Below are 24980 nucleotides of genomic sequence, written 5' to 3' on the forward strand. Positions count from 1 at the left end.
CTTTTTTAGTTGAAAATATAAGCTGTTTTTTTATCCTTTCTTTTTATTCTATTTAAAAGATAAAAATCATCTAAATAGTCTCCCGCTTCATTATACTATATAGAGTAAAATTCTGAAAGTTGTTCTCGAGGTAATAAGTATACAAAAGTATATTCTTGGAAAAAAGATATGAAATTTGCCGCTTGCTACTCTATCATGTAAAATAAAATCAAAACCTGAAAGGGGCAAAAGGATGATAAAAAAACTAGGTCAAGTCATGGTATATATTGAAAATCAAGAAGAGGTTGCACGCTTTTGGACGGAGCAAGTAGGTTTTATTATTCGCGCACGTAACAAGGAAACGGATGCGGAGAAATGGATTGAAATTGCGCCAGATGAAGAAACAGCCACAACCATTGTATTGCAAGATAAAATTGCTGTCGCGAAAATGAGCCCCGATATGAATTTAGGTACACCTTCTTTACTTTTTTATACGGATGAACTAGATGCGACTTACGCTACATTCAAAGAAAACGGCGTTCCCGTCGGAGAATTAGTAGATACGCCACTCGGACGCGTCTTTAATTTCCATGACCCAGAACAAAATTATTTCGCTATTTTAGAAGATAAATAGCAAAAAGCCAGCGATTTTACCCGCTGGCTTTTATTTTTCAATATCCAGTTTCAACAGAAGCATTCACAATATACATGAAATCATTTTTATCTGCTTTATCCTCTAAAAAAATGCCGCTAGTCGTTATCATGCCGCCGTCCATCACTGATACATGAACCGTGCCGTAAGGAATCAGAGCCTTAATTGCGGCGAAATCGACGCTTTCTTTATCAATCGGCACAGCGAGCTTCACGTGCACGACCATATTGTTCAAATCCGCATCAGGCAGGAGCGCTTGAATACCCGGCATCGAATTATGGTAAATCGCATGCCGCACAGCTCTCACAGCCGCTTTTGTCACATCTTGACCGTGTACATCAACCCCAAAACCTGTTTGGATAAAAAGTAGTTTTTCCATATTCTCACTCCTAAAAATGTTGAATAAAATCGGCACCAGCGCGGTGTTTGGCGAACTCTTTTAAGACGGCCGTAAAAACCTTCCCCTCAGGATCACCAGCTGCTTTAAAAGCTTCCGCTAATTGCTTCCGCTGTATTTTATCCAGTTCGTGTGTCAATCTAATGCCATTTGACGTTAAAAATAGTGCCCGTTTGCGCTTGTCGTGCTCCCCGATGCCAACATGAATCAAGCCCTTTTCGCGCAGCTCAGCAATTGGTTTTTGTAAAGCTTGTTTGGAAATTTCTAAAATTGTAATCATTTCACCAGTCGTAATACCAGGCATACGAGCAATGAAAAACAAAATTCGATGGTGTAAACGCGTTAAATCATGCTTATTGATAAGATCATCAGCAGAATTTGTAAACGATTTATACCCAAAATAAAATAATGCAATTTGTTGGTTCAATCTTGTTTCAATATCCATATTTTGACCCCTTTTTTCAATTTCCCTTACATCATTATACCCTTTTTTAGAAAAACAAGAAATTTATTTTTTATCAAAAGAGTGTTTAGTTTTTCGGTTACGGGTAAAGTGAAGTAGATAATGCTTCTTAAAGAAGGAGAGGAAAACAATGGAAAATTATAAACGAATATTAGTCGGAGTTGACGGTTCTGACCAAGCTGACCATGCTTTTAAAAAAGCGCTTGAACTTGCTGGGAAATACGATGCCACACTTGGAATTGCGAGCGTAGTAGACTTACGATCATTTTCTCCTAATATTTCTTATGACGGCTCACTCGAAGAAAGAGCGATGCAAGCAGCGAAAGCTCGAATTGCTGGTTACCGCGAAGAAGCCGAAAAAGCAGGTTTGCAGGAAATCGCGACCTACGTGGAGAGCGGCAATCCGAAAACTATTCTCGCCAAAGAATTGCCAGAAGAATTTGAAGCCGATCTTATTGTCGTTGGCGCAACCGGACTAAATCGCGTTGAAAAAATTGTGCTAGGCAGCATCTCCAGCTACATTTTAGGTCATGCATCAGTTGACACATTAATTGCTCGCTAATGAGCTAAACTGATGACAAACGACAATCTTCGGAGTTCTTGCCGGCGTTCCGCTCCGTTTGCCATCAGTTTGATTGTGCGCGCTACATTTTATTTGGCTTATTTCTACAGGTTGGAAGGATAACTACAATGTTATCCTTCTTTTGTTAGCGATAACAAAAAGTAATGCTTGAAATGAAAGCGTTTCACAGTTATTATCATAATGAGGCCATAAATACTGAGAGGAGTTTTTTCATGATAAAAGGCGTTATTTTTGATTTAGATGGTGTCATCACCGACACAGCCGAGTATCATTACCAAGCATGGAAAGCACTTGGCGACAAAATCGGCATCGAAATCAATCGCACGTTTAATGAACAACTAAAAGGTGTAAGTAGACAAGATTCACTCGAAAGAATTTTAACATTTGGAGGAAAAGAAGCGGCGTTTAGTGTAGCCGAAAAAGAAGATTTAATGGCATGGAAAAATGATTTTTATGTCAGCTTAATTCAAAACATTACGCCCGATGACGTTTTGCCTGGCGTCCTTCCATTTTTGGAAAGATTAAATGAAAACGGCATCAAAAAAGCGATAGCTTCCGCATCAAAAAATGCGACAGCCATTTTAACTTCCTTACATATTTTAGAAGAATTTGACTATGTAGTTGACGCCAGCCTAATTGCGCGCTCGAAACCAGATCCAGAAGTTTTCCTCGAGGCAATAAAAGGATTAAATCTGACAGCAACAGAATGCATTGGCATTGAAGACGCAGAAGCAGGTGTTGCAGCGATTCAAAGTGCTGGCATGACAGCCGTTTCGATTGGAACAGACAAAAGCCTTCAAAAAGCAGAAATCAATTTACAATCGACAGAAGAATTAAGTCAATTAGCACTATAAGCAAAAAAACAGAATGAGCGAGTCATTCTGTTTTTTCATGTTTATTTATTAAAGTTTGGCAAATACTCTTTATGCGCTTCTAAAAGTTCGTCAAGTAAAACGCGTGCTTCGCTATCACTTGGAGTAAGTGGGTTTATGGTCATCGCAAGAAGTGCTTTGTCATAATCTCCAGTTACTGCCGCTTCAGCTGTTAAGCGTTCAAACGTTTTAATTTCTTGAATGATTCCATTGATAGCGATTGGTAAATGGCCGCTTGCTAGAGGAATCGGACCTTGACGAGTGATTACGCAATTTGTTTCCACCGCAGAATCAGGGTCAATATCTAAAATCGCACCATTGTTGCGTGTATTGACAATTTGAATATCGCGTTTATCATTGTAAATTGAGTTGATTAAATTACATGCCGCTTCACTGTAATAAGCGCCGCCGCGTTGTTCAAGTTGTTTTGGCTTTTCAGCTAGCTCTTCTTGTTTATAAAGCTCAAATAATTCGGATTCTACTTTTTTCACGACTTCTGCACGTGTACCGTGTTCCGCATAAGCTTTTGCTTGATCTTCTAATTGTTGTTTTGTTTGCCAGTAGTAGCGCAAGTAATCAATTGGAATCATATTTAACGTACGAAGGAAAGTTTTATCCCAACCTGTCGCATTAATATTTTTAAGCTTAGAACCTTGCTCTTCTTCTGTCATTTTGAAAACAACATCACGTGTAACGTCTTTTCCGTTATGATAAACAGTTTTCGCAAAGACCATGTGATTTAATCCAACGAATTCTACGTAGATTTCAGAAGGATCCACACCAAGAGTTTCTGCGATATTTCGTTCAATCCCAATTGGTCCGTTACACAGACCCACCACTTTTTTCTGGTTGCTGTAGCGAAGAACAGCTTCTGTAACCATTCCAGCAGGGTTGGCAAAATTAATCAACCAAGCGTCAGGACATAAACGTTCCATGTCGCGACAAATATCTAAAATAACAGGAATGGTACGAAGTCCTTTAAACATTCCACCAGGACCATTTGTTTCTTGACCAACTACGCCGTGCGAGTTTGGAATACGCTCATCTTTAACACGCGCATCAAGCAAGCCGACACGTAATTGCGTTGTAACGAAATCAGCGTCTTTTAATGCTTCCTCACGGTCAAGTGTTAAATGTATGTCAATGTTAGCGCCAGCTTTTTTTACCATACGTTTCGCAAGATTTCCAACGATTTCCAGTTTTTCGCGACCAGCTTCCACATCGACTAGCCAAATTTCACGTACAGGAAGTTCATCTTGACGTTTAATGAAACCCTCAATTAGTTCAGGCGTATAGCTTGAGCCGCCACCAATAGTTGCAATTTTAATACCATTTGCCATTTTTAATTCCTCCAATATTATAAGAATCTGTGAACGCTTTCTTATTTCCACTTACAGTATAGAAAGATTAACGGTAAATTACCAGCTTTTTGCAACAATTGGGTAGCCATTTTCCAAAAAGGAATTTGTCACATTTGAGTAACGAGGTGTTACATGATAAAATGAAGAAAAATCATGTTGGAGGCTTAAAATGCTTTTTTTAGACCAATCTATCGAACTAAATGATACAGAACTCGATATTTATAACTATATAACGTCACATCTCGACACAGTCGTTTACATGCGCATTCGCGACTTGGCAGATGCGACACATGTCAGCACAACGACCATTTTGCGCTTTTGCCGCCGTTTCAAATGCAACGGCTTTTCCGAATTCCGCGTCAAACTGCAGCTTTACGCCGAAGAACAAAAACGCACACGCATCGACATGTCAGATGAAACGACCTACATTGACTTTTTACAACGAACCGCTTCCCCTGAGTTTAAAGGTCAAGTTGCACGTGCGGCGTCGGTCCTGCGCGATTCGGAGCTAGTCCTTTTTGCTGGCATCGGTTCATCTGGTATTATCGCCGAATACGGCGCACTTTATTTCTCGTCACTGTTCACACTCGCCTTGCATATCGAAGACCCACTCAATCACCCTTTCTACCACCTTTCCAGCAAACTTTCCGATAAGATTTGTCTTGTTGCCATTTCGGTAGAAGGAGAAAACGAAGACATCATTCGCTATATTCATGAATTAAAGTCGCAAAAATGCAAAATTGTTTCCATCACAAACAGCGCCAAATCAACCATCGCCAGACTATCCGACGCAAACATTTCCTATTACATCAACAAAGAAATGTACCAAGATGCAAACATCACATCCCAACTCCCAGCACTCTACACAATCGAATGCGTTGCCCGTGAAATTAGAACACAATTGGATAAGGAAGATAAACCAAGCTGAGGTGACAAAGTAAATGAAAAGAAAGGAAATCAAAAATGAAAGAGAATGTAGTTAATTCAAAAAATAGTGTCGTTCCGAAGTATACTTTGAATATGGAACAGAAACGAGTAGACTGCTATATGGATTACAAAGGGAATTTAACAATAGCTGGAAGAGTAGATAATAATTACTTGTTTTGGCTTTCCGAATCGAAAATAGAGGATAATCAGGAAAATGCCCGTTTTTTTCAGGAAATTACATCTATGAAAGTTGAAAAAGTTGCGAGTAGTTATTCGTTAGAAAAGAGTTATGGTGGTACATTCAAAAGTAGTTTGGTCTTAACTAGTACAAATGATAACTTAAAGTGGCGTACGCCATTTGGTTATTACTATGGTCGTGATGAAACGCATCATGGCGAGTCCTTTGCAAGAGATATCCAACATTATTTCAAAGAGCAAAAGGAAAAATGTCAACTTAGGGAAATAGGAGGACATTTCTATTCAATTTTGTTAGAGTATAGCAAAATTTTAGCCGACCCAGGTTTAGTTTATGAACGAATAAGAAATCTTCAGGAAGTGATAGAATTGGATTCTTTTTTATTGCTATCTGATAATGTTAAGCTTCGCAATCTTTATATGAGTTGTGATGAGAGAATAAGAAATTTATATTGTGACTACATGACAAGAGTACGGTAAAGGAAGAGTGACTTGATAAAATACCAAGTCGCTCTTCTTTTACATCTAGAAACGCAAAAAAAGGATTCTAGCTAGTAATTTTCTTTATTTTTGGTATAATTGTGTTGTAAATGTGTCTAAAATATGTCTGAAAGTACTAGGTATATAGTAGTTAGAAAGAAATCCAATTCATATAAAAAGGAGGGGACTGCATGGATACGGGGCGCATAAAACGGGTTATCTATTTGAAATGGATAGCTTTTATTCATTGGGGTAAGCAGTCTATCAGTCCGGCTCTTTTGGCTGCAATTGGTGTTTTTATAATTGGCATTGTAGTTCTTTTTGTGCCGCCTTATATCGGTCTAGCCGACAATGGGGACTTTTTTCGGGTGTTTTCCAGTAATAATATGTACGTTGATTCGGTTCAGCATTCGGCGACACAATTTGGGTATTTCGTAAAAGACTATCCGATTTATGAGTACTTTAACGAACAAAACACCGCCTTTTTTTCCTCCCAAAGTGTATTTATTCAAGCGGCTTTGTTTGTTAATAATTTCTTTTTAGATGGCGTTTTTGATATTCGCTTTTTGGCGGTCATTTATTTGCTCTTCTTAGTTGTGGCGATTTATCTGCTCGTGGAAGGAATTACGGTGAAAATGCAGGACTGGCGCGGCTATATGGTGGCGATTTTTGCGGTTCTGATTTTCGGGGATACAGCTTATTTGGCGTATTTTAATTCGTTTTTTGGTGAAGGTTTGATGATGATTGCGATGCTTTATATCGCGGCAAGCCTGCTACTTATGTATCAAAATCGCTACAATGATTACTGGATGCTCGGGCTCTTTTTTGTTTCGAGCATTGTTCTTATCACCACGAAACAGCAAAACGCGCCGGTCGCTATCGTCATCGGTGTACTCGGACTTTTACTTCTCTTTATTAAAAAAAATAAAGCTTTTAAGGTTTGGGTGGCTTCCGCACTGGGGGTTATCGTGCTAACTGGTGTGCTGATGTATGCCTTTATTCCTGAAACGTTTGTGACGATTAACAAGTACCAAACGATGACGCGCGGAGTCATTTTGGATTCCGAAAACCCAGAAAAAGATTTAAGAGAAATGGGGATAAATGAGCAGTTTGCGCTTTTAAAAGGCACAACTTATTTCCAAAAATATAAGATGGTGGAAACGGATAGTGCCTTTATGGAAGATCATTTTTATAGCCATTTTGGATTTGTGCCAGTGTTGAAATTTTATGTGGGGCACCCTGATGCGTTGCTTAAAATGCTGAATTTGTCAGCGGAACATGCCTTTACGATTCGCCCGCTAGAAATGGGTAATTATGAAGAGAGTGCGGGCAAGCCATTTGGGGCTAAAACAGGCTTTTTTACGCTTTATAGCACGGTGAAACATAATGCTTCGCCGTCTGCATTTGGGATGATTGTTTTATGGGCTGTGGCTGTCACTTCGGGTTACAGCCGGGGAATCATTCAAAAGTGGCATTTAGGTGATTTTCGGGGAATGCTTAGGCTCGATTTAGTTTTAATTTTAGTTGGAACGAGCTTTTCGGTGTTACTTACGACGATTGTTGGTGACGGGGAAGCTGATTTAGCGAAACATGAATTTTTGTTCAATGTTTGTTTCGATATTGTGTTGTTAATGGTATTAGCTTCATTAACGGAATTGGTTGGCAAACAAATTGCGAAAAGGAGGGCGGGCAAACATGTTTAAAAAATGTTTTTTAGTGCTTCTTTTCGTTAGTAGTATTTGTTTATGGCCCGCACCAGGCGAGGCTGCTAAGGCTGGAACGACGCTTGTTTTATACGATAGTTTGGCGAAACAAGACGTGACGAATGGAAATGTTGATTTGCTTTTAAGGATGCTTGCATCTTACGGACAAACTGTGCGGCTACAAGACGTGCATGAAAAATTGGAGGCAGACACGGACTTTATAATTGTTGTGCAAAATAAAACGAAGCATTTAGACAGCGAAATTAGTGAGAAGTTGCAGCAGTCGGGCAAGAAAATCTTATTTGTTGGACAAACGCCACCTGATTGGGCGCGGGAGAAATTAGGAAACCTTGCAGTGCAAGCGAATGATACGGCTGTTTCGGTGAAAGTGCATGAGGCGTTGCAATCTGAACCACTTCTTTTAGGGAAACTGAACCTTATTCAAGCGGCTGAAGGGCATAAAATGGGCGAAGTGACGACGGATACCGGAACTAAATTTCCTTACGCGGTTCGAAATGGCGATGTGTCTTATGCGAGCTTTTTAGTGGATAAGCCGGTTAGTGGATTGGCCTTGTTTGAGGTGCTGAACGATTTTTACGGGGCGAAACAGACGGGGAAGCCATATGTTGTTATTCGCGATGTGAATCCATTTGTGAATTTTGAGATGGTACAACAAACAGCTGACGCCTTTTACGAAGCGGGCATTCCGTTCATCGTGAGTGCTGGACCCGTGTTTGAAAACATGAAATTAAATGCCGCTAAAAAATATGTGCAACTCTTGCAGTACGTTGAAACGCGAGGTGGGAGCATCATTTTAAATGCGCCAGTCGTTACTTTTGGGGAAAGCAAGAAGGGCGAATTAACCGATGTGATGGCGACTTCCATCCACTTCTTTGCGGAAAACGAAATTGCACCGCTTGGGATAAGTTCAGAAGCGTACTGGCAAAGGGATAAAATTTATCGTGACGAAGGATTAGCCCCGTTTTCCTCCGCCATTTTATTCCCAAACAAGAATATCGTTTACACCGCTGAAACGAACCAAACGAATGCGTTTCAAAATGCCTTGTTTTATTTAGACGGCAAGCATTACGCGAAATGGGCTAAAAATGCGGAACAGACGCGGTTTGTGGTGGACACTGCACTTGGTTTTTCCTTGTTTAGTGATGAAGCTGAGTTAAAGAAAACGGTTGAGTGGCTTCAAAAATTACCGATTCAGGATTATGCGGATTTACCGCATGCCGTTCAGACGGAAAAGGATAAGATTACGGCTCAAAATGGCTTTTTATACGTGAACGGGCAGGAAATAAATCCGCAAGATGAGTCTGATACGATGAAGCAGACGGAGGCTACGAAGCAAGAAGCCTCGCTAAACGAATTCTTTTCTACCCAATCAAAGGTTTTAACGGTTATTATTTTGGCGACTTTGCTCGTGTTTGTGATTTTGTTTTTGATTGGGTACCGAGTTTACCGGAAAAAATATGTGAAATGAGGTGAGCGATTTGACGGTTGCAGATTATTTATCGCTGTTTGCAGTCATTTGTATTTGGGGGCTTTTACTTGTGAATATCGTGCTTATCATTGCGGGATACATTTACTATTTGCGCAATGAGCGGCGTGCAGTGCCAGAAATTGCAGGCGAGGAACCTTTCGTTTCGGTCATGGTTCCAGCGCACAATGAAGGGAAAGTAATTGTGAAAACGGTGGAATCCTTGCTTGCATTTAACTACCCAAACGATCGCTTCGAAGTGATTGTCATCAACGATAATTCTTCCGACAACAGTGCGGAACTTTTGCGGAATATCCAGCTGAAATACCCAAACCGCGCGCTTACTGTGATTAATACGGATAGCGAAACGGGCGGGAAGGGCAAATCAAATGCGTTAAACATTGGTTTTGAAAAAAGCAAGGGGGACTACATCGCGATTTATGATGCGGACAATACACCTGAAAAAAATGCACTGCGCTACCTAATTGGGGAAATCACAAACGATAAAAGCTTAGGGGCGGTCATTGGGAAGTTTCGAACGCGGAACCGGAATGCAAGCTTTCTGACCCGTTTTATTAATATTGAGACGCTTAGCTTCCAGTGGATGGCGCAAGCTGGGCGGTGGTCACTATTTAAACTGTGCACGATTCCAGGAACAAATTTTGTCGTCAGACGGTCGATTTTAACGGAAATTGGCGGCTGGGACGAGAAGGCGGTAGCCGAAGACACGGAAATTAGTTTTCGCATATACATGATGGGCTACCGAATTAAGTTCCAATCGAAAGCTGTTACGTGGGAACAGGAACCGCAGACGCTTCCTGTATGGTTTAAGCAACGTTCAAGGTGGGCGAAGGGAAACATTTACGTCATTCTAAAAAATGTGCCGCTTTTATTCCAAAAAAAAGGTCGTCCTGTGCGGTTTGATATTTTGTACTTTTTATCGATTTATTTCTTACTTTTGAGCTCGCTGCTTCTTAGTGATGCGCTCCTTATTTTTAACTTTTTAGGTTATGTGCATACGACGCTTGCGAGCTTTAGTACGACGCTTTGGTTGCTTGCAATTATTCTTTTTATTACGGGGACTTTCATTACGCTTTCAACGGAAAAAGACGAGATTTCGCTTTCGAATTTCTTGTTTATTATGTTGATGTATGTGACGTATTGTCAGCTATGGATGATTGTTGCTGCTTATGGATTCTATATTTTCTTAAAGGATACGATTTTAAAACGGGAAACGAAATGGTACAAGACGGAGCGATTTTAGGAGGGGCATTATGAAAAAATTAGGTGTACTGGCTGTTTTGCTCGGGATTTTCTTTTTTGCTGGCATGCAGCTTCATGCGGAAGCGGCGACTTATCAGACGGTGCTTGGCGTTGACAAGGAAGCGCGCGGAAAATATACGACAACAAAACAAAATTTTACGATTGAAAATTATTGGAATACAAAGACGGTGAAGGTGAAGCTTGTTTACCGTGTGACGCAGCTTTCGGAACAAGAGGTTTCAACCATAACCTTCTCGGTGAATGATGTGCCGTTCTATTCGTTCCGTCCGGCTAAAGGGGAGACGGGCGTGCAGGAGGTTACGGTTGATGTGCCGGTCGATAAGTTGAAAAAGGGGAGCAATGTGCTAAGTATAGAAGGCTTTATTTATACGACGCTGCCAGATAATCAATGTACGATTGACGACACGCCAGCGAATTGGTTGCACATTGACAAAGCGAGCAGCATTTTGGTGGATTACGACGCTGCGGCGTTTAAAAATACGATTGCGGATTTTAATGAGCGTTTTACGGGCATCGATACGGTGAAAAATGAACAAAGCGGCGTTTTTGTTTCAAATCAGGCGGCGAATGCGGAAATGACGGCCGGGCTTCAAGCGGTGACGGCGTTTGCGCATGAAAATCAATTGGACGATAAGCAAATTGCATTCGGGAAGTATACTGAAAGGGCGGATAAGGCGTATCAACTTGTTATCGCGAATTTCAAGGATTTGCCGGCCGGACTTCAAGCGGGGATTGATAAAGCGAAATTGGATGACCAAGCCGTCATGAAACTCACGCGCGTATCTGGCAAAGAAGTTTTGGTAGTCACCTCAAATAGCGATGCAGCGCTAAAAACGGCAGCGAAGCTTATTAGCAACCAGGCGCTCATGTCCCAACTTGCTTTAAACGAAAAGTGGGTGAAAAAGGACGAAAAAGTAGAGACGCCGAAGTCGAAAGTCGACAAAGAAATTAAGCTGACCGAAGAAGGCGACAAAGTGAAGGGCATCGGCCACGTGGAGCAGGATTATTTTATTAAAGTGCCTTCAAACCGAAGCATTTCGGACGGGACTAAAGTGAACTTAAAGTATCGCTACTCAAGTAACCTTGATTTCGAGCATTCCCTTGTCACCGTTTTAATTAACGGCAAACCAATTGGAAGCCAAAAGCTAACGGCGAAAAAAGCAAATGATGATTCGTTCACGATTAATGTGCCAAAAGATATGAATATTGTGGGCAATTTTAACGTCACAGTCGCATTTGATCTAGTGTTAACCGATAATTATTGCGGCTTCATTAACGATTCTGAAATTCCATGGGGCTTTGTCACAAATGAGTCGACGTTCAATTTGCAAACCGAGGAACAGCAAGACTTTCTATTCAACAATTATCCGTACCCGATGATTGAAGATGGGCAGTTTAATAAAGCGGTTGTGGTGTTACCCGACAACCCAGACGCAAATACGATGAACGCCTTGCAAAATGTATTTAACTTGTTCGGTCAATTCGTTGATGGCAACAATGGCAGCCTAGAAGCCGTCAAAAGCGCTGATTTTAAATCGGCCAATGAAGCGAGCAACATCATTGCGGTCGGCGGTTTAAACGACAACACGGTCATCAAGCAGGCGAACGACCAATTGTATTTCAAATACAACAAAGCGGGTACTTATTTCCTCTCAAACGAGAAACTGAAAATTGACCCGTCCTACGGGAAGCGAATCGGAAGCGTCCAACTCATCCCCTCCATTTTTAACAAAGAAAATGCGATTTTAGCGATTACGGGGCCGACAAGCAGCACAACCGAGCTTGGCGCCACGCTACTAGGTTCCGCTGAAATGTTAAGTAAAACCTACGGCGACGGTGCGATTATGGATACCGACGACACCATTCATGCGTATCGCTTCAAAAAAGTTGCAGATGCCGGAGAAAAAACATCTTTTGCATCAAAACTGACGGATAATCAGGCGACACTAGCTTTTGTCGGCGTAGCCATTATGACGCTAATTATTCTTATTGTCGCAACGGTCTTATTACTGCGCAAATATCGGAAGAAATGAGGGAGGATAAATGAAACGAAATCGTAGTGATTTTATAACGGATATTGGGTTTTTGCTGTTCATCCTTCTTTGTTTTATTAGTGTAGCTTTTATTGCGGATGACCCAACCAATTATTTAACCAATATCATCTTTTTTAACATCGCTTTTTTACTTGTGATTATTACGTACTTTACGAATTTGACCTTAGGTTTGATTTTAAATATTGTGTTTATTTTCAGCTACGCGACATATATTTTGTATGAAACAGTTACAAAAGGGACAGAGTATACACTTGGTTCATATTTTTGGCTGATTATGACACCACTTTTCACGGTTGCGGCATTTTTATTCACACGAAATACGACGAAATTACAGCTGGAAAATGCAGTCATTAAGTCACAAAATGAATATTTAGGTACGATTGATCAAGATACGCTACTAAAAAACATTGTTTCTTTCCAAAATGATGAAGCGATTTTTGCGAGCATTTCTAAGCGTTATGATATGCCGCTTGCGTTACTTGTTGTCAAAGTTCGCCACTGGAAAGAGCTAAAAAGATTCCAAAGTAGCGAGGAAATGCGCGTTGCCTTGCAAGATATTTCAGCATTGCTGGAGTCTTGTATTCGAACGAGTGACGTGCTTTATTTACTGGATAAAGAAGAGGCCACATGGGGACTTCTTCTCATAACCGATGATCCGGGGGCGAAACTTGTGTCCGACCGCATCAAAAAACGGATTAGTGAAGCCAATAACACCGAATTTGCTACAAAATACCGCGTGCGCATTGAGCTCCGAGTAGGCGCAAAACTCTTCGATCCAGATACGATTAAAACACCGCTTGATTTTATCGAAGCGGCTGAAAAAGAATTAGAATATGATGTTTAAAAAGAGATAGTTGAACTAGAAAAATCTTAAGGAAGATTAATTCCTTAAGATTTTTTGTTTTTTGTCCGAGATCGCTTGGAAAATAAGGAATACGGGCCTAAAAATTGTATAGAAAAAGGTCGATTATTATGCTAGACTGAACAGACAGAGAAGTGAAGATGGAGGCGTTTTGGAGGTGGTGCTTATGCGAAGAATACGTATAAAATCTACGAAAGGAATGCAACATGTCTGTTTATGAAACAATGGCTCTAATGCTAGGTTTTGGCACATTTATTATTGCCTTGCTTGGCTTTATGGTCGTGTTAATTAGACTTAGAAAAGACAAATAATCATCTTTTCACTTTGACGAGGGAAAGATGATTATTTCATTTTTATAGCTTTGTCACCGTCTTTACGGCTCTTTTGGGATATGACACAACATATCCCTTTTCTTATTTCAAAGTATAACATAATGGATCAAATTTTCCCATCTTTATTTTGCTTGTTATATGCTTCAAGTCGTGTTCCTAAAGTTCCTGTGTGAAGTTCAAATAGATGTTGGTCAAAATCATAAAAATAAATGGATTCACCTTCACCAGATATGCGTGCCCGTGTTTCTTTAATTTCAAGGCCGAGTGCTTGAATACGCGCATAATAATGCTCAAAATCATCTGTCTCAATTTTGAAAGCAATGTGATTATACGTTTTCTGAAGCGGTGTTTCGCCTTTCATAATGGCAATCCAAATGTCATCAATTAAAAAGAATTTTTCTTCCGCAAGTGAAAATGTTTGGTCGCCGCTAGCGTAAACTTCTTTCGCATCGAAAATTTTTTCGAAAAATAGTGTTGCTTTGTCTAAATCGGCGACTATAAAGGTCATATGACTAAGTCCTCTAATCAAATTCTTCACCTCACGTCGTTTTTCGGGTTACTAGACGGAACTCGAGTTCTTGAAGAGGGGCACTAGCGCCGGCTAATTCATTGTGAATAATCGTAAAAGCATTTTCCGCTTGCTTATCAATTGGATAGTGGATAGTCGTGATATCGAGCAAGTGCGAAATCTCCAAATCATCAAAACCGCAAACCGCGAAGTCACCGGGAACGCTGAGGTTTTGCCTGCGAGCTTCAGAAACAATTCCGGCAGCAAGATAGTCATTTGGAGTAAAGAAAGCATCGGGCTTATTTTTCGTTTCTTTAAACCAATGGACGATTTCTTCACCTTGTTTGCGTGTTCCCATCCCATAAAAATGCCGTACAATGTGAGGATCGATTTCGTGTGCGTTACAAAAATCGAGGTAGGCTTGCATGCGACTTTGCGTATTTAGTCCCGAAGTAACGCCGTAAATGTTTGTGATGCGGCGGTAGCCTTTTTCATAGAGATGCGTAAGACCGAGCATGTATCCGTCGTATTGGTTCATAAAAACAGAAGGGATTTTTTTGTTTTCAACGCGCTGCCAAGTAATGATGGGGCCGTATTTTGTGTATTGTTCGATGGTTTCCCAGTCGTTTAAACGGATGACGAGAACGAGCGCATCAATTTGTTTGCGCCGAAGCATTTCAAGTGCCTCAAGTTCCTTGTCGCGATTGATTTTTGTCATGAAAAGGGTCACGTTATAGCCATGTTCCTGCGCAGCAATTGTAAAGCTACGAATAAACACATTTAAAGAATCCGAAAATGTTGGTGCCACAATGCCAATTAGTTTCGTTGCCCCTTTCTTTAATGAAACGGCATTTAAGTTTGGCACATAGTCCAGTTCATCGATGACCGCCTGAACACGAGCGCGCGTTTTTTCACTTACGTAACTTTGTTTATTGATGACTCTTGAAACCGTCGCATTTGAAACGCCTGCGCGTTTTGCAATTTCATTTATATTCGCCAAAACAAGCACCTCACTTTGTTCTCTCAATTAAAGTATAGCACAAATAAAAAAAGTTTTGGAAAAAGCTTGACCTGTAATGCATTACATAATTTATGATAAAAATGTAAAAAAGAAAACGCTTTAAATTCACTTAGGAGGTTTATTTGATGAAAAACGGAGTAAAAATTGTCACAATTGGTGGCGGCTCAAGCTATACACCTGAACTCGTGGAAGGATTTATCAAACGTTATCATGAACTACCAATTAAGGAATTATGGTTAGTTGATATTGAAGCAGGTAAGGAAAAGCTGGAAATTGTCGGCAATATGGCGAAAAGAATGGTGAAAGCTGCTGGCGTTGATTGCGAAGTACATTTAACTTTAGACAGAAGAGAAGCACTTAAAGATGCGGATTTTGTTACAACCCAATTTCGTGTCGGCTTACTTGATGCACGTATTAAAGATGAGAGAATTCCACTTAGCCATGGCATTATTGGACAAGAAACAAACGGAGCGGGCGGTATGTTTAAGGCATTCCGTACAATTCCAGTCATTTTAAGCATTGTAGAAGATATGCGTGAACTTTGTCCGAACGCTTGGTTGATTAACTTTACGAACCCGGCTGGTATGGTAACGGAAGCTGTTCTTCGTTACGGAAAATGGGATAAAGTGATTGGCTTATGTAATGTCCCAATTGGCGCAGTGAAAAGCGCAAGTGATGTACTCAAAAAGCCAGAAGAAGATTTATTTTTCAAGTTTGCTGGTATTAATCATCTTCACTGGCACCGCGTGTTTGACAAAGATGGCACTGAGCTGACTGAACAGGTGATTGACGGCTTGTATGCGCCTGATGCCAATCCTGAAAAAGTGGTCGAAAACATTAAAAACATGCGTTTCTTATATGAGCAAGTGAAGCATTTGAAGATGCTTCCGTGTCCGTACCACCGTTATTACTACATGACGGACGATATGTTAAAAGAGGAGCTTGAGTCATTTAAGAATGAAGGGACTCGTGGCGAGGTTGTGAAACGTTTAGAGGAGAGCTTGTTTGAACTTTACAAAGATCCGAATTTGGATCACAAACCAGAGGAGCTTTCTAAACGCGGCGGAGCGCATTATAGTGATGCGGCCTGCGAAATCATTAACTCGATTTACAACAACAAAGGAACAACGATGGTTGTTTCTACGCGAAATAATGGTGCGATTGATGATGTGCCTTACGATAGCGCAATTGAAATCACAAGTGTGATTAAGGCGCACGGAGCGGAGCCGATTAATTTTGGGAAGTTCCCGCCCGCACAACGTGGCCTTCTGCAAGTGATGAAAGCGATGGAGGAGCTCACAATTGAGGCGGCAGTAACAGGTGATTATGCGACGGCACTTCAGGCGTTTACGTTAAATCCGCTCGTTCCAAGTGGCGACATTGCCCAAGAATTACTGGATGAGATGCTAGAAGCTCATAAGGAACATTTACCACAATTTACTACAAAACAGCTCGTTAAATAAATTTTTGCGGCCCGCCTTGTTGCGGGTCGTTTACTTTTTTTGGCTTTCATGCTAGGCTAAAAGGGAGAAAGGTGTGATCGGTTTAATGCCAATTGAAAACGATGAGAAGCAACCAAAAGCTTGGCTTGGGATTATTTGGGTTGTGCTCTATTTTATTTTAGATTCGATTGGGCAATTCATTGCGATTTTGCTACAATTTTATGCGGGCACGATGGATACAGCGCTAAATCATTTTCAGATGACATGGTATATGAACTTGACGCAAGCGTTTGCGTTAGGCGTCATCATTCTTTTAGCCTATTCGACCAATATGCGTTTATTTAGCTTTAAACCCTTTTCGAAAAAAGCTACAATTCAAGCGCTCATCATTGGTGCTGCAACACTTCTTGTGTCAAATGTACTTGAATTCACCATCAGTTTATTAAATCCCAACTTTAACACAGCGAATCAAACAGGATTAGAAGGCTTCTTGACGAATTCTTCTGTTCTAACGATGTTTACCGCCATTGTTATTTTGGCACCAATTGCGGAAGAAACCATTTTTCGTGGCCTCATTATGGGCGTCATTCTGCGTAAATATCCGAAAATTGCGGTCATTGTAAGTTCGCTACTGTTTACATTTCTGCATATACCAACAGATATTTTGAGCTTCCTTATCTACTTTGTAATGGCATTTGGGCTTGCTTTTATGTATTATAAAACAAGACGGTTAGAAGCTTGTATTTTGCTTCATTTTATTAATAATCTTGTGGCTTTTTTCTTCATGATTTAAAAGCTGTTCTTTTAGGAAAGGAAGTAGTCCGTGAAAAAGTTATCCTTCATTTATATTTGTTATACATTGCTTATAGGAGCATTTGTCGGCTTAGTCGGCGCCCTTTTTATTGCCCTTATTGAATTTTCCATACATATTGTTTGGCAAGAAATCCCGTCACTTATGCCGAATCTTAGTTTTTATCCAGTGTTAGTAGGCCTAGTTGGTGGTTTATTAGTCGGACTTATTCAAACGAAAGTCGGCCCGTTTCCTTATACGCTACATGAAAACATGGCCGAAGTGAAAAAAACGGGGCGAGTGGAATATAAAAATCGTTTGTTGTACACGATTTTGGCCGCCTGGGTCGTGCTCTCATTTGGCGCAAGTTTAGGTCCAGAAGCAGCTCTTGTAGGTATCATCGGAGGGCTTGTGACATGGCTTGTTGACCATATTAAAATGGATATGCAGCGGAAAGAGAGTCTCATCAATCTCGGAATTCTCGGCATGCTTTCGGTCGTGTTTCTCGCGCCGCTTAACGGTATCGCTGAAGATTTGGATCAAGACTATCAAGAGCAAAAACTACCGCGCTGGTCGAAGCTCTGCCTATCTTTGCTCGTGTCAGTCAGCGGACTTGTGACGTATATTTTTGTGAAAGGTCTTTTACCGTTAGAAAAAAGTGTTTTTGCTATCCGGCTACCGGAAATTTCATGGTCTTGGCTGAACCTCGTTTATTTCATCCCAATTATTATCCTTGGCAGCCTTTTTGGCATTTACTTTTTATTTCTACAAAATGTGGTACAAAAAGTTCTTAAATTGATTAAAAATAAAATTTTGCTAGCCTTAATTGGTGGTGTGAGCATCGGTCTGTTCGGCATGATTTCGCATTATTTTCTATTTTCAGGTGAGCATCAATTAGTTGAAATTACAGCCGAAATCGCTCAATATCCCTTCTGGTTACTCCTTGCAATTGGTTTGTTTAAGCCTTTATTAACGGCGATTTGTTTAGGAGCAGGTTGGAAAGGCGGAATGATTTTCCCCGCCATTTTTGCAAGCGGCGTAATGGGTTACGTGGCTACTTGGGCGCTTGATATCCATGTAAGCTTCCTTGTAACTGTTTTTGTTGCCGCAAGTTGTACAAAAGTAGTCGGACGCCCATTTTTGACAAGCTCGATTCTATTATTCGTCTTTCCGCTCCAATTTTTCCCATTCATTCTTATTACCGCTTTCTTGGTGAGTTTGGACTGGAAGAAAATGGTGTTAAGACAAGCATAAAATAGTAACTAGCGTTATCAATCAAAAACCCAGCTGAGATTATCAGCTGGGTTTTGATTTTCTTATTTTTCAACCACTTTCACATCATCAAGTGATCCGTATTTTGTCCACCAAGGAACAGCGCCTTCGTCTAACAATTTGTTCAAGGAAGTAATGTTTTCCTTACCTTGCGTACGAAGCCATTCGCGAAGCGCATCATCACCTTGTTTACCGTAAACCTCAATACCATCTTTCCAAGTCGCACGGCCACATAAAACGCCACTATATTGAACGTTATGTTTGTTCGCAAATTCAATCGTTTTATGGAACATTTCCGCAGTAACACCAGCACTTAAATAAATAAATGGCAGCGGAGAAAGGTCGGAACATTCCTCGAAATGGCGAGCAGCAACCTCTTGCGAATAAGCAGTTTCACCGTCCGTAAAGCCTTCAACATAGTTGAAGTTAACTGGAACTTCAAGTTTTAAAACATCTACACCATAACGTGGTTTAGAAAATTCTTTTATAGATGCCTTTACCTTAGCCGGTTTCAATTTCGCGTATTCAAGGGAACTAGAGTCCGTCACTTTGGAATCATACGTAATCGGTTCAAGGAAGAACGGGATGTCAACCGCACGGCATTCAGCACCGATTCTTTCTAAAAAGGCGAATTTGATTTCATTAATTTCAGCAGGTTCATCTGGATCATAATAAACTAAAATTTTGACAGCATCGCCGCCGTTTTCCTTAATCTGTAATGCTGATAAATCTTCAATTAAGTCAGGTAATTTACCTGGAATTGTCGTATCATAACCTGTTTTTTCATATGAAGTAAGTAAGCCACAACCTTCGTGGCGCGCTTTAATCGCAGGTTTACCGAATTCATCATCTAATAAAATCGCAGAAGCATAAGGCGTTAATTCTTCCGATACAAGACGCTTGAAATCTTCCACATCTTTTTTATCTTCCGTTCCCTTGGCCGCTTGGATCATCTTTTTAAGTGAGCCGCGTTGGTCAATGGCAAGTGCAGCGATAACGCCTTTTTCATTTGAAAGTCTTTGCAATCCATCAAACTTACCTTTTGTTATTGTTACCATAGTTTATCTATCTCCTTTTCAAACGATTTCTGACCCTTCTATTTTACCCCTTACAGACTGCTTTAAACAAATGATTGCATTTTTTACGTGTTTGCTCTACTATTCATGTATGGAGTTGTGAAAACTGTTTTTTCTGAGGCAGCAAAAGGCTGTAGGAGTGAAGAAATAGTGGAAAAAACACGGAAAAGTAAATATGAATTAAGGAAGAAATATCGCAGAAGGCGAATTATAGCCTTTTTTAGCGTCCTTGTCCTTTTTTTGTTAGCCCTATTTGTGGGGATTAGTTGGCTAACACCGAAAAAAACAAGTGAAGATGTACCAAAAGCAAAAGTCAGCCAGAAAAAGGAAACCAAAAAGCCAAAACAAGAAACGAAAACAGCAGAAGTGGTCGAAAACACAGAAATTGATAGCTATTTAAAACAAATCGGCTTTAGCGGCACAGCCGTTGTTGTTCGCGAAGGACATACCGTTTTAAATAAAGGCTATTTGTATGCGAATCGGGAAACCAAAACGGCGAACACGCCTGACACAGTCTACTACATTGGTTCAGCGCAGAAGGCATTCATTGCTACGGCAATTTTGCAACTGGAAGAGAAAGGCCGTTTAAATACCGAGGACGCGGTAGGGAAGTATTTACCGGGCTTTCCAAACGGCGGTCAAATTAAACTATCTGATTTGCTCCATCATACGAGCGGTTTGAACGGCCACAAGGAATCGAATGCGGCAATAACGCCTGAAGCGCTTGTGAAAGATATTGAGGCAGAGGGGATTAAGCGCGGCCCAGGGAAATGGGATTACCTTGACTCGAATTACACGGTGCTCGCCTACCTCGTCCAAAAACTAAGCGGTCAAAGCCTATCAGATTACCTCACGGAAAATATTTTTCAGAAAGCGGGCATGAAAAAGGCTGGCTTTTACCAAACCTTCAAAAAAGAAAAAAATGCTTCGGTCGGCTACTACATCAAAAAAGACGGCAGTTACACGGAGCCGTCGCTTCCGGATTTATCGCAACTTTTCGGCGTGGGAAACATGTATATGTCCGCGTTTGATATGTATTTATTCGACCATGCACTTAGCACGCGGCAACTTTTATCCGAAAAAAGCTTCCAAAAAATGTTCACAAAAGGAAGTCCGTCCTTTTACGGCATGGGCTTTTACGTCGACCCAGGCAGCTACAATAGCCACGGTGTATTAAACGGCTGGAACGTATCAAACAGCATGAGCCACAGCGGAAAAACCTATGTTGTGCTATTTTCAAACATTCAAAACAACATTCGCTCTTTTGGAAAAGTAAACAACCACATTTACGAAATTTTAAACAAGTAGGAGAAGTCGCATGAATTCTAACCAAGCAAATGAAGCCGACTACAAAACCTTGCTGGCTATTTGGCGGGAATCTGTAGCGGCAACGCACGATTTCGTGCGAAAAGAAGATTTGGCGGCACTGGAACAAGAAATCCCGTCTTATTTTCCCCATTTAAACATTTTAATTTGGGAAGACGCGGACGAGGTTATTGGGTTTTCTGCCACACAAGACGCCCATCTGGAAATGCTCTTCTTACGTCCGTCCAAGCGAGGCAAAGGCTATGGCAGTCAAATTTTAAAAAACCTATTAGACTCAGGCTTAAAAAGTCTCGATGTTAACACGCAAAATAAAGCAGCCCTTTCTTTTTACAAAAAAAATGGCTTCCGTGTCGTTTTTGAAAGCGAAACAGACGGCCAAGGTCGCCCGTATCCGATTAGTCATCTAAAAAAAGAACCTCCTTCAATTTGAAGGGGGTTCCAGACTGATGACAAACAGCAATTTTCGGAGTTTTTGCCTCCGTTCCGCTCCGCTTCGCCTAACTTCTCACATGGTCGGGCAAACTACGCCCTTCCTGTTTTCAGTCATCACGTACTCAAGTACGCTCCGGTGCGGTACTCGGCAATGCGTAAGAATCTCACTATTTGTCATCAGTCTGATTGTGCGTGGTACGTTTTGTTTGGCTTAAGTTTAGAGTTTGATGTGTTAACGCTCAACTTTTTCGATTTCCACAACGCGGAAGCCTTTGCGGTCTAAGTGAGCGATGATATCGTCTTTCATTTTTTCGTCTACGCTGTTTGGTAATGAAACGAGGACGCGGCGAATTAAATCTTCAGATTGATTATCAAGCGTGATGACGTTCGAGATATTCGTATATTTATCCACAATCTTCGTGATTTTTGTTAAAGAGCCAGGTACTTCGCCTGTTGCTATGGTCAGGACATAACCAGTCGTGTCAACGTTCCAAGCGTCTTGAAGGAGACCGAGCATTTTTCCATGTGTTAAAATACCATAGAAATCACCATTTGTATTTAAAACAGCAATATAAGGCAGTTCCTTGATGGTAAAGAACACTTGGAAGAACGAAGAGTTTACACTAATATGTTTCGTTGCATTTTTTAATAGCGACGTTACAGGATCTGTTAAACTCCCGCCATTTGCGGCATGGCGATAAATATGCATTTTATAAATATTTCCTAGAAACTTTTCGCCTGTTGTATCAAGAACAGGAACACAACGATAGCCAGATTCTTCAAGCAAATGGATGGCTTCTTGTAAAGTTGCGGTTTCAGGAACAGTCGTTAATTTTGCTTTTGGGATGCAAAGATTTTTGATTAACATGTCGGTCACTCCATTCTATTTTCTCACTATTTCTATTTTAGCTTAAAGCGCGTGGTTAGTACAGTATAAACAGTAATGGACAATAAAATAAAGGAATACGTAAAGACGCATTCCTTGTTTGAGCAAAATAAAAAACCTTCGTAAGGTTAGTTGTTGTTTCTATGAAATTGTGTTATACTGAAAAACGCTATTACAAATAGTGTTAAAAGTAAGCACAATTAGTCTACTATAATACTATACACTTTATTTTTGATTTTGTCAACGAATTTGGGAGGCTTTTTTTATGAATAAAGAAGAACAAAATGAGCAAAGCCGCATTGATTATACGATTCAAGAGATCGAAAAGGAACAAAAAAGAATTCAAGAATCATTAAAATCGGTGAAGCAGGAGGCTCGCGACATTCGGTCCAATTTTTGGGAAGATGTGCGTGTGAACTTAGCAGAGCCAGACGATGTTTCTGAAACAAACATCAGTATTCGCCAGCAAGAACATTTTTTAAGAGAGCGCGAGCGAAATTATGAACACGGAGAAAAGCAACTTACGGTTTTTGATAAAATGAAAAGTTCGCCTTATTTTGCCCGAATTGATATTTGTGACGAGGAAACACCACGTGAAAAAATTTATATCGGGATTGGCTCCGCGCTTGATGAATCCGATCAGTTTTTAGTGTATGACTGGCGCGCACCGATTTCAAGTGTCTACTATGATGGCCAAATTGGCAAATCCACATATGAAACGCCAGAAGGAAAATTAACCGTTGATGTGTTATTAAAACGTCAATTTAAAATAAAAAATGGGCGCCTTGAGTCCATGTTCGATACAAATGACGCGATTGGCGACGAGATGTTACAAGATGTGCTCGGCAGCGAATCTAGTTTGCAAATGAAAAATATCGTAGCGACCATTCAGCAGGAACAAAATCGCATTATTCGGGACACAAAAAGCGATTTATTGTTCGTCCAAGGGGCAGCAGGAAGTGGCAAAACATCAGCGGTTTTACAGCGCATTGCCTACCTACTTTACCGTTTCCGAAACGGCCTCGATGAAAAGCAAATGATGATTTTTTCGCCGAACCGCTTATTTAACCATTATATCGCGAATGTTTTGCCGGAACTTGGCGAGAAAAACATGATTCAAACGACATTTCAAGATTTCACTGCGAAACGGTTGGGAAAACTAGACGTCGAGAGCCTTTTTGAACAGTTTGAAAATGAAACAAACGATGCGCGCAAGGAAATGATGCTTTTAAAAGAATCGACGTTTCTGATGACGCTAATTGGAAAATACGTGTCGCTCCTGCAAAATGGCGGTTTGCGGTTTAAAGATATTAAATTTCGCGGGGAAACGGTACTTTCTAAGGAAGATATCAAAGCGATTTTTTATGCAACACCACGGTATAAAATGCCCGCAAGGCTTTTAGAAACGAAAAAAATTCTTCGAGAAAAGTTATACACGATTGCGAATGAGGAAGCCAAGAAGGCGTGGGTGAAAGACGAGATGGAACTTCTTAGCGAGGAGCAGTACCGTGCGCTTGTTCCGACGAAGCTCGAGTTCCAAAGTTTTGATGACGAACAGGACTATTTGGCGAAAAAAATTGTCCGTTTGAAGTTCAAAAAATTGCATCAGGCTGTCGAGAAAAACCAGTTTCTGCATGTGAAACAACAATTTGGTCACTTTATGCAATACGCGCCGCGGCTGTTTGATTTACAGGAGTTTAGACTTTCAGAAGCCGATTGGAATGCGGAGATTCATCGTGTTGTGGCAAGCTTAAATGAAAATAAACTGGCGCTTGAAGACGCTGTTTTGTTCCTCGAATTAAACGACGCAATTGTGGGCAAAAAAATTAATCGCATCATGCGTTTTGTCTTTATTGACGAAATTCAAGATTATTCAAAAGCTCAAATTGCTTATTTAAAATCAATTTTTCCAAGTAGCCAGTTTACGCTTTTAGGCGATTTAAACCAAGCCATTTTTAAGAAAGATGAGCAGTCGCTGTTAAAAGAAATTGCACCGCTTTTTGATGCCGAGCGAACTTCGGTTGTCGAGCTTACGAAAAGCTACCGCTCTACGGAACAAATTACGAATTTTACGAAGGAAATTATGACGGAATCGGACCGAATTATTCCATTTTCACGGCAAGGAAATGTGCCAAAAGTTATTGAAACGGAAAATTTTGTGGCGATGATGGAAGTTTTGCAAGAAGAAGCATTGAAATTAAAAGAAACGTCTAATATGGTAGCGATTATTGGGCGAAACCAAGAAATTTGTGAAGCTGCTTATTTATCACTGTATAAAAAAATGGACGTTAAACTTGTGCATCTAGGCAACCAAAAACTGTCTGAAGGCATTATGATTATCCCGTCTTATTTAGCGAAAGGGCTAGAATTTGATAGCGTGATTGTTCTTGATGCTTCGGAAAAATCCTATCCAACTAGCGCAGACAAAACATTGCTTTATACGATTTGTTCGCGCGCGATGCACGACTTGATTGCGGTTTCAGATGGTGAAATGACACCACTTTTTAAGGTGATTCCGAGTGGGTTGTATGAATTTAAAAAACGACTTTCGAAGTCGCAAATGCCGAGTGATTCGTGAATATAAAACGTCCCAGAAA

Annotated in this window: 24 protein-coding genes; 17 read left to right on the forward strand and 7 right to left on the reverse strand. The window is 40.6% G+C overall.

Going from position 1 to position 24980, the window contains the following annotated elements; all coding sequences use genetic code 11:
- The first annotated feature begins 232 nt into the window (after window positions 1–232).
- On the forward strand, window positions 233–613 hold the full coding sequence (locus CFS04_RS08970; RefSeq protein ID WP_088810355.1) for a VOC family protein: 381 nt from the start codon (window positions 233–235) through the stop codon (window positions 611–613).
- 37 nt (window positions 614–650) lie between these two features.
- On the opposite strand, the gene CFS04_RS08975 is transcribed toward CFS04_RS08970, so the two are convergent.
- Together CFS04_RS08975 and CFS04_RS08980 are read right to left on the reverse strand one after the other, a co-directional pair.
- Complete coding sequence (locus CFS04_RS08975; RefSeq protein ID WP_088810356.1) at window positions 651–1010, reverse strand: Lin0512 family protein; 360 nt, start codon at window positions 1008–1010, stop codon at window positions 651–653.
- 10 nt (window positions 1011–1020) lie between these two features.
- Window positions 1021–1473 carry a MarR family winged helix-turn-helix transcriptional regulator gene (locus CFS04_RS08980; RefSeq protein ID WP_088810357.1) on the reverse strand — a complete coding sequence of 151 codons (453 nt, stop codon included), beginning with the start codon at window positions 1471–1473 and terminating at the stop codon, window positions 1021–1023.
- A 148-nt stretch (window positions 1474–1621) separates the two neighbouring features.
- Between CFS04_RS08980 and CFS04_RS08985 the strand changes: the two genes are divergently transcribed.
- Window positions 1622–2053 carry a universal stress protein gene (locus CFS04_RS08985; protein WP_088810358.1) on the forward strand — a complete coding sequence of 144 codons (432 nt, stop codon included), beginning with the start codon at window positions 1622–1624 and terminating at the stop codon, window positions 2051–2053.
- A 233-nt stretch (window positions 2054–2286) separates the two neighbouring features.
- Entirely contained in the window at window positions 2287–2928 is a 642-nt protein-coding gene (pgmB, locus tag CFS04_RS08990) for a beta-phosphoglucomutase (RefSeq protein ID WP_088810359.1), read from the forward strand.
- Between the two features lie 41 nt (window positions 2929–2969).
- Here the strand turns inward: pgmB and CFS04_RS08995 are convergent, their stop codons facing one another.
- Window positions 2970–4286, reverse strand: a complete 1317-nt coding sequence (locus CFS04_RS08995; RefSeq protein ID WP_088810360.1) for a 6-phospho-beta-glucosidase — start codon at window positions 4284–4286, stop codon at window positions 2970–2972.
- A 190-nt stretch (window positions 4287–4476) separates the two neighbouring features.
- On the opposite strand from CFS04_RS08995, the gene CFS04_RS09000 reads away from it, so the two are divergent.
- The 8 genes from CFS04_RS09000 to CFS04_RS09035 all read left to right on the forward strand — a co-directional run bounded on the left by CFS04_RS09000 (window position 4477) and on the right by CFS04_RS09035 (window position 13609).
- A complete protein-coding gene (locus CFS04_RS09000; RefSeq protein ID WP_088810361.1) occupies window positions 4477–5235 on the forward strand; it encodes a MurR/RpiR family transcriptional regulator in 759 nt (252 codons plus the stop codon).
- Between the two features lie 35 nt (window positions 5236–5270).
- A complete protein-coding gene (locus tag CFS04_RS09005) occupies window positions 5271–5909 on the forward strand; it encodes a hypothetical protein (protein WP_088810362.1) in 639 nt (212 codons plus the stop codon).
- Between the two features lie 191 nt (window positions 5910–6100).
- Entirely contained in the window at window positions 6101–7612 is a 1512-nt protein-coding gene (locus CFS04_RS09010; RefSeq protein WP_088810363.1) for a hypothetical protein, read from the forward strand.
- Complete coding sequence (locus CFS04_RS09015; protein ID WP_088810364.1) at window positions 7605–9101, forward strand: DUF2334 domain-containing protein; 1497 nt, start codon at window positions 7605–7607, stop codon at window positions 9099–9101. Before CFS04_RS09010 ends, CFS04_RS09015 begins: the two co-directional genes overlap by 8 nt.
- Before the next feature lie 10 nt (window positions 9102–9111).
- The gene (locus CFS04_RS09020) at window positions 9112–10362 is read left to right on the forward strand and encodes a glycosyltransferase (protein ID WP_088810365.1); all 1251 of its coding nucleotides are present in this window, start codon (window positions 9112–9114) and stop codon (window positions 10360–10362) included.
- Between the two features lie 10 nt (window positions 10363–10372).
- A complete protein-coding gene (locus CFS04_RS09025; RefSeq protein ID WP_088810366.1) occupies window positions 10373–12415 on the forward strand; it encodes a cellulose biosynthesis cyclic di-GMP-binding regulatory protein BcsB in 2043 nt (680 codons plus the stop codon).
- A 10-nt stretch (window positions 12416–12425) separates the two neighbouring features.
- On the forward strand, window positions 12426–13280 hold the full coding sequence (locus CFS04_RS09030; RefSeq protein WP_088810367.1) for a diguanylate cyclase domain-containing protein: 855 nt from the start codon (window positions 12426–12428) through the stop codon (window positions 13278–13280).
- 224 nt (window positions 13281–13504) lie between these two features.
- A complete protein-coding gene (locus CFS04_RS09035; protein WP_088810368.1) occupies window positions 13505–13609 on the forward strand; it encodes a putative holin-like toxin in 105 nt (34 codons plus the stop codon).
- Between the two features lie 127 nt (window positions 13610–13736).
- Here CFS04_RS09035 and fosX read toward each other — a convergent pair whose 3' ends face one another.
- Window positions 13737–14159: a FosX/FosE/FosI family fosfomycin resistance hydrolase gene (gene fosX, locus CFS04_RS09040; protein ID WP_088810369.1), complete on the reverse strand. Its 423-nt coding sequence runs from the start codon at window positions 14157–14159 to the stop codon at window positions 13737–13739.
- 10 nt (window positions 14160–14169) lie between these two features.
- The gene (locus CFS04_RS09045; RefSeq protein ID WP_088810370.1) at window positions 14170–15138 is read right to left on the reverse strand and encodes a LacI family DNA-binding transcriptional regulator; all 969 of its coding nucleotides are present in this window, start codon (window positions 15136–15138) and stop codon (window positions 14170–14172) included.
- A gap of 146 nt (window positions 15139–15284) precedes the next feature.
- Between CFS04_RS09045 and CFS04_RS09050 the strand changes: the two genes are divergently transcribed.
- From CFS04_RS09050 to CFS04_RS09060, 3 genes are all read left to right on the forward strand, one after another.
- On the forward strand, window positions 15285–16622 hold the full coding sequence (locus tag CFS04_RS09050) for a 6-phospho-beta-glucosidase (RefSeq protein WP_088810371.1): 1338 nt from the start codon (window positions 15285–15287) through the stop codon (window positions 16620–16622).
- Between the two features lie 85 nt (window positions 16623–16707).
- Window positions 16708–17394, forward strand: coding sequence for a CPBP family intramembrane glutamic endopeptidase (locus CFS04_RS09055; protein ID WP_088810390.1), 687 nt, complete (start codon window positions 16708–16710; stop codon window positions 17392–17394).
- 30 nt (window positions 17395–17424) lie between these two features.
- Window positions 17425–18645, forward strand: a complete 1221-nt coding sequence (locus CFS04_RS09060) for a chloride channel protein (protein ID WP_088810372.1) — start codon at window positions 17425–17427, stop codon at window positions 18643–18645.
- A gap of 62 nt (window positions 18646–18707) precedes the next feature.
- Here the strand turns inward: CFS04_RS09060 and CFS04_RS09065 are convergent, their stop codons facing one another.
- Window positions 18708–19721, reverse strand: coding sequence for a tagatose 1,6-diphosphate aldolase (locus CFS04_RS09065; protein WP_088810373.1), 1014 nt, complete (start codon window positions 19719–19721; stop codon window positions 18708–18710).
- 168 nt (window positions 19722–19889) lie between these two features.
- Between CFS04_RS09065 and CFS04_RS09070 the strand changes: the two genes are divergently transcribed.
- On the forward strand, window positions 19890–21047 hold the full coding sequence (locus CFS04_RS09070; protein WP_240310298.1) for a serine hydrolase: 1158 nt from the start codon (window positions 19890–19892) through the stop codon (window positions 21045–21047).
- A gap of 10 nt (window positions 21048–21057) precedes the next feature.
- On the forward strand, window positions 21058–21495 hold the full coding sequence (locus tag CFS04_RS09075; protein WP_088810375.1) for a GNAT family N-acetyltransferase: 438 nt from the start codon (window positions 21058–21060) through the stop codon (window positions 21493–21495).
- Between the two features lie 234 nt (window positions 21496–21729).
- Here CFS04_RS09075 and cbpA read toward each other — a convergent pair whose 3' ends face one another.
- On the reverse strand, window positions 21730–22365 hold the full coding sequence (gene cbpA / locus CFS04_RS09080; protein WP_088810376.1) for a cyclic di-AMP binding protein CbpA: 636 nt from the start codon (window positions 22363–22365) through the stop codon (window positions 21730–21732).
- Between the two features lie 283 nt (window positions 22366–22648).
- Between cbpA and helD the strand changes: the two genes are divergently transcribed.
- Window positions 22649–24961, forward strand: coding sequence for an RNA polymerase recycling motor HelD (gene helD, locus CFS04_RS09085; protein WP_088810377.1), 2313 nt, complete (start codon window positions 22649–22651; stop codon window positions 24959–24961).
- Window positions 24962–24980: the final 19 nt, after the last annotated feature.

This window comes from Listeria sp. ILCC796 (genome assembly GCF_900186175.1).
Lineage (GTDB): Bacteria > Bacillota > Bacilli > Lactobacillales > Listeriaceae > Listeria > Listeria goaensis.

What these genes read in the sequence shown, in the direction of transcription:
- CFS04_RS08975 (WP_088810356.1), bottom strand. Translation starts at nt 1,010, where the DNA reads ATGGAAAAACTACTTTTTATCCAAACAGGTTTTGGGGTTGATGTACAC.
- CFS04_RS09075 (WP_088810375.1), top strand. Translation starts at nt 21,058, where the DNA reads ATGAATTCTAACCAAGCAAATGAAGCCGACTACAAAACCTTGCTGGCT.
- CFS04_RS09005 (WP_088810362.1), top strand. Translation starts at nt 5,271, where the DNA reads ATGAAAGAGAATGTAGTTAATTCAAAAAATAGTGTCGTTCCGAAGTAT.
- CFS04_RS08985 (WP_088810358.1), top strand. Translation starts at nt 1,622, where the DNA reads ATGGAAAATTATAAACGAATATTAGTCGGAGTTGACGGTTCTGACCAA.
- CFS04_RS08980 (WP_088810357.1), bottom strand. Translation starts at nt 1,473, where the DNA reads ATGGATATTGAAACAAGATTGAACCAACAAATTGCATTATTTTATTTT.
- CFS04_RS08995 (WP_088810360.1), bottom strand. Translation starts at nt 4,286, where the DNA reads ATGGCAAATGGTATTAAAATTGCAACTATTGGTGGCGGCTCAAGCTAT.
- CFS04_RS09035 (WP_088810368.1), top strand. Translation starts at nt 13,505, where the DNA reads ATGTCTGTTTATGAAACAATGGCTCTAATGCTAGGTTTTGGCACATTT.
- CFS04_RS09010 (WP_088810363.1), top strand. Translation starts at nt 6,101, where the DNA reads ATGGATACGGGGCGCATAAAACGGGTTATCTATTTGAAATGGATAGCT.
- pgmB (WP_088810359.1), top strand. Translation starts at nt 2,287, where the DNA reads ATGATAAAAGGCGTTATTTTTGATTTAGATGGTGTCATCACCGACACA.
- CFS04_RS09015 (WP_088810364.1), top strand. Translation starts at nt 7,605, where the DNA reads ATGTTTAAAAAATGTTTTTTAGTGCTTCTTTTCGTTAGTAGTATTTGT.
- CFS04_RS09000 (WP_088810361.1), top strand. Translation starts at nt 4,477, where the DNA reads ATGCTTTTTTTAGACCAATCTATCGAACTAAATGATACAGAACTCGAT.
- CFS04_RS08970 (WP_088810355.1), top strand. Translation starts at nt 233, where the DNA reads ATGATAAAAAAACTAGGTCAAGTCATGGTATATATTGAAAATCAAGAA.
- helD (WP_088810377.1), top strand. Translation starts at nt 22,649, where the DNA reads ATGAATAAAGAAGAACAAAATGAGCAAAGCCGCATTGATTATACGATT.
- CFS04_RS09050 (WP_088810371.1), top strand. Translation starts at nt 15,285, where the DNA reads ATGAAAAACGGAGTAAAAATTGTCACAATTGGTGGCGGCTCAAGCTAT.
- CFS04_RS09055 (WP_088810390.1), top strand. Translation starts at nt 16,708, where the DNA reads ATGCCAATTGAAAACGATGAGAAGCAACCAAAAGCTTGGCTTGGGATT.
- CFS04_RS09030 (WP_088810367.1), top strand. Translation starts at nt 12,426, where the DNA reads ATGAAACGAAATCGTAGTGATTTTATAACGGATATTGGGTTTTTGCTG.
- CFS04_RS09065 (WP_088810373.1), bottom strand. Translation starts at nt 19,721, where the DNA reads ATGGTAACAATAACAAAAGGTAAGTTTGATGGATTGCAAAGACTTTCA.
- CFS04_RS09025 (WP_088810366.1), top strand. Translation starts at nt 10,373, where the DNA reads ATGAAAAAATTAGGTGTACTGGCTGTTTTGCTCGGGATTTTCTTTTTT.
- cbpA (WP_088810376.1), bottom strand. Translation starts at nt 22,365, where the DNA reads ATGTTAATCAAAAATCTTTGCATCCCAAAAGCAAAATTAACGACTGTT.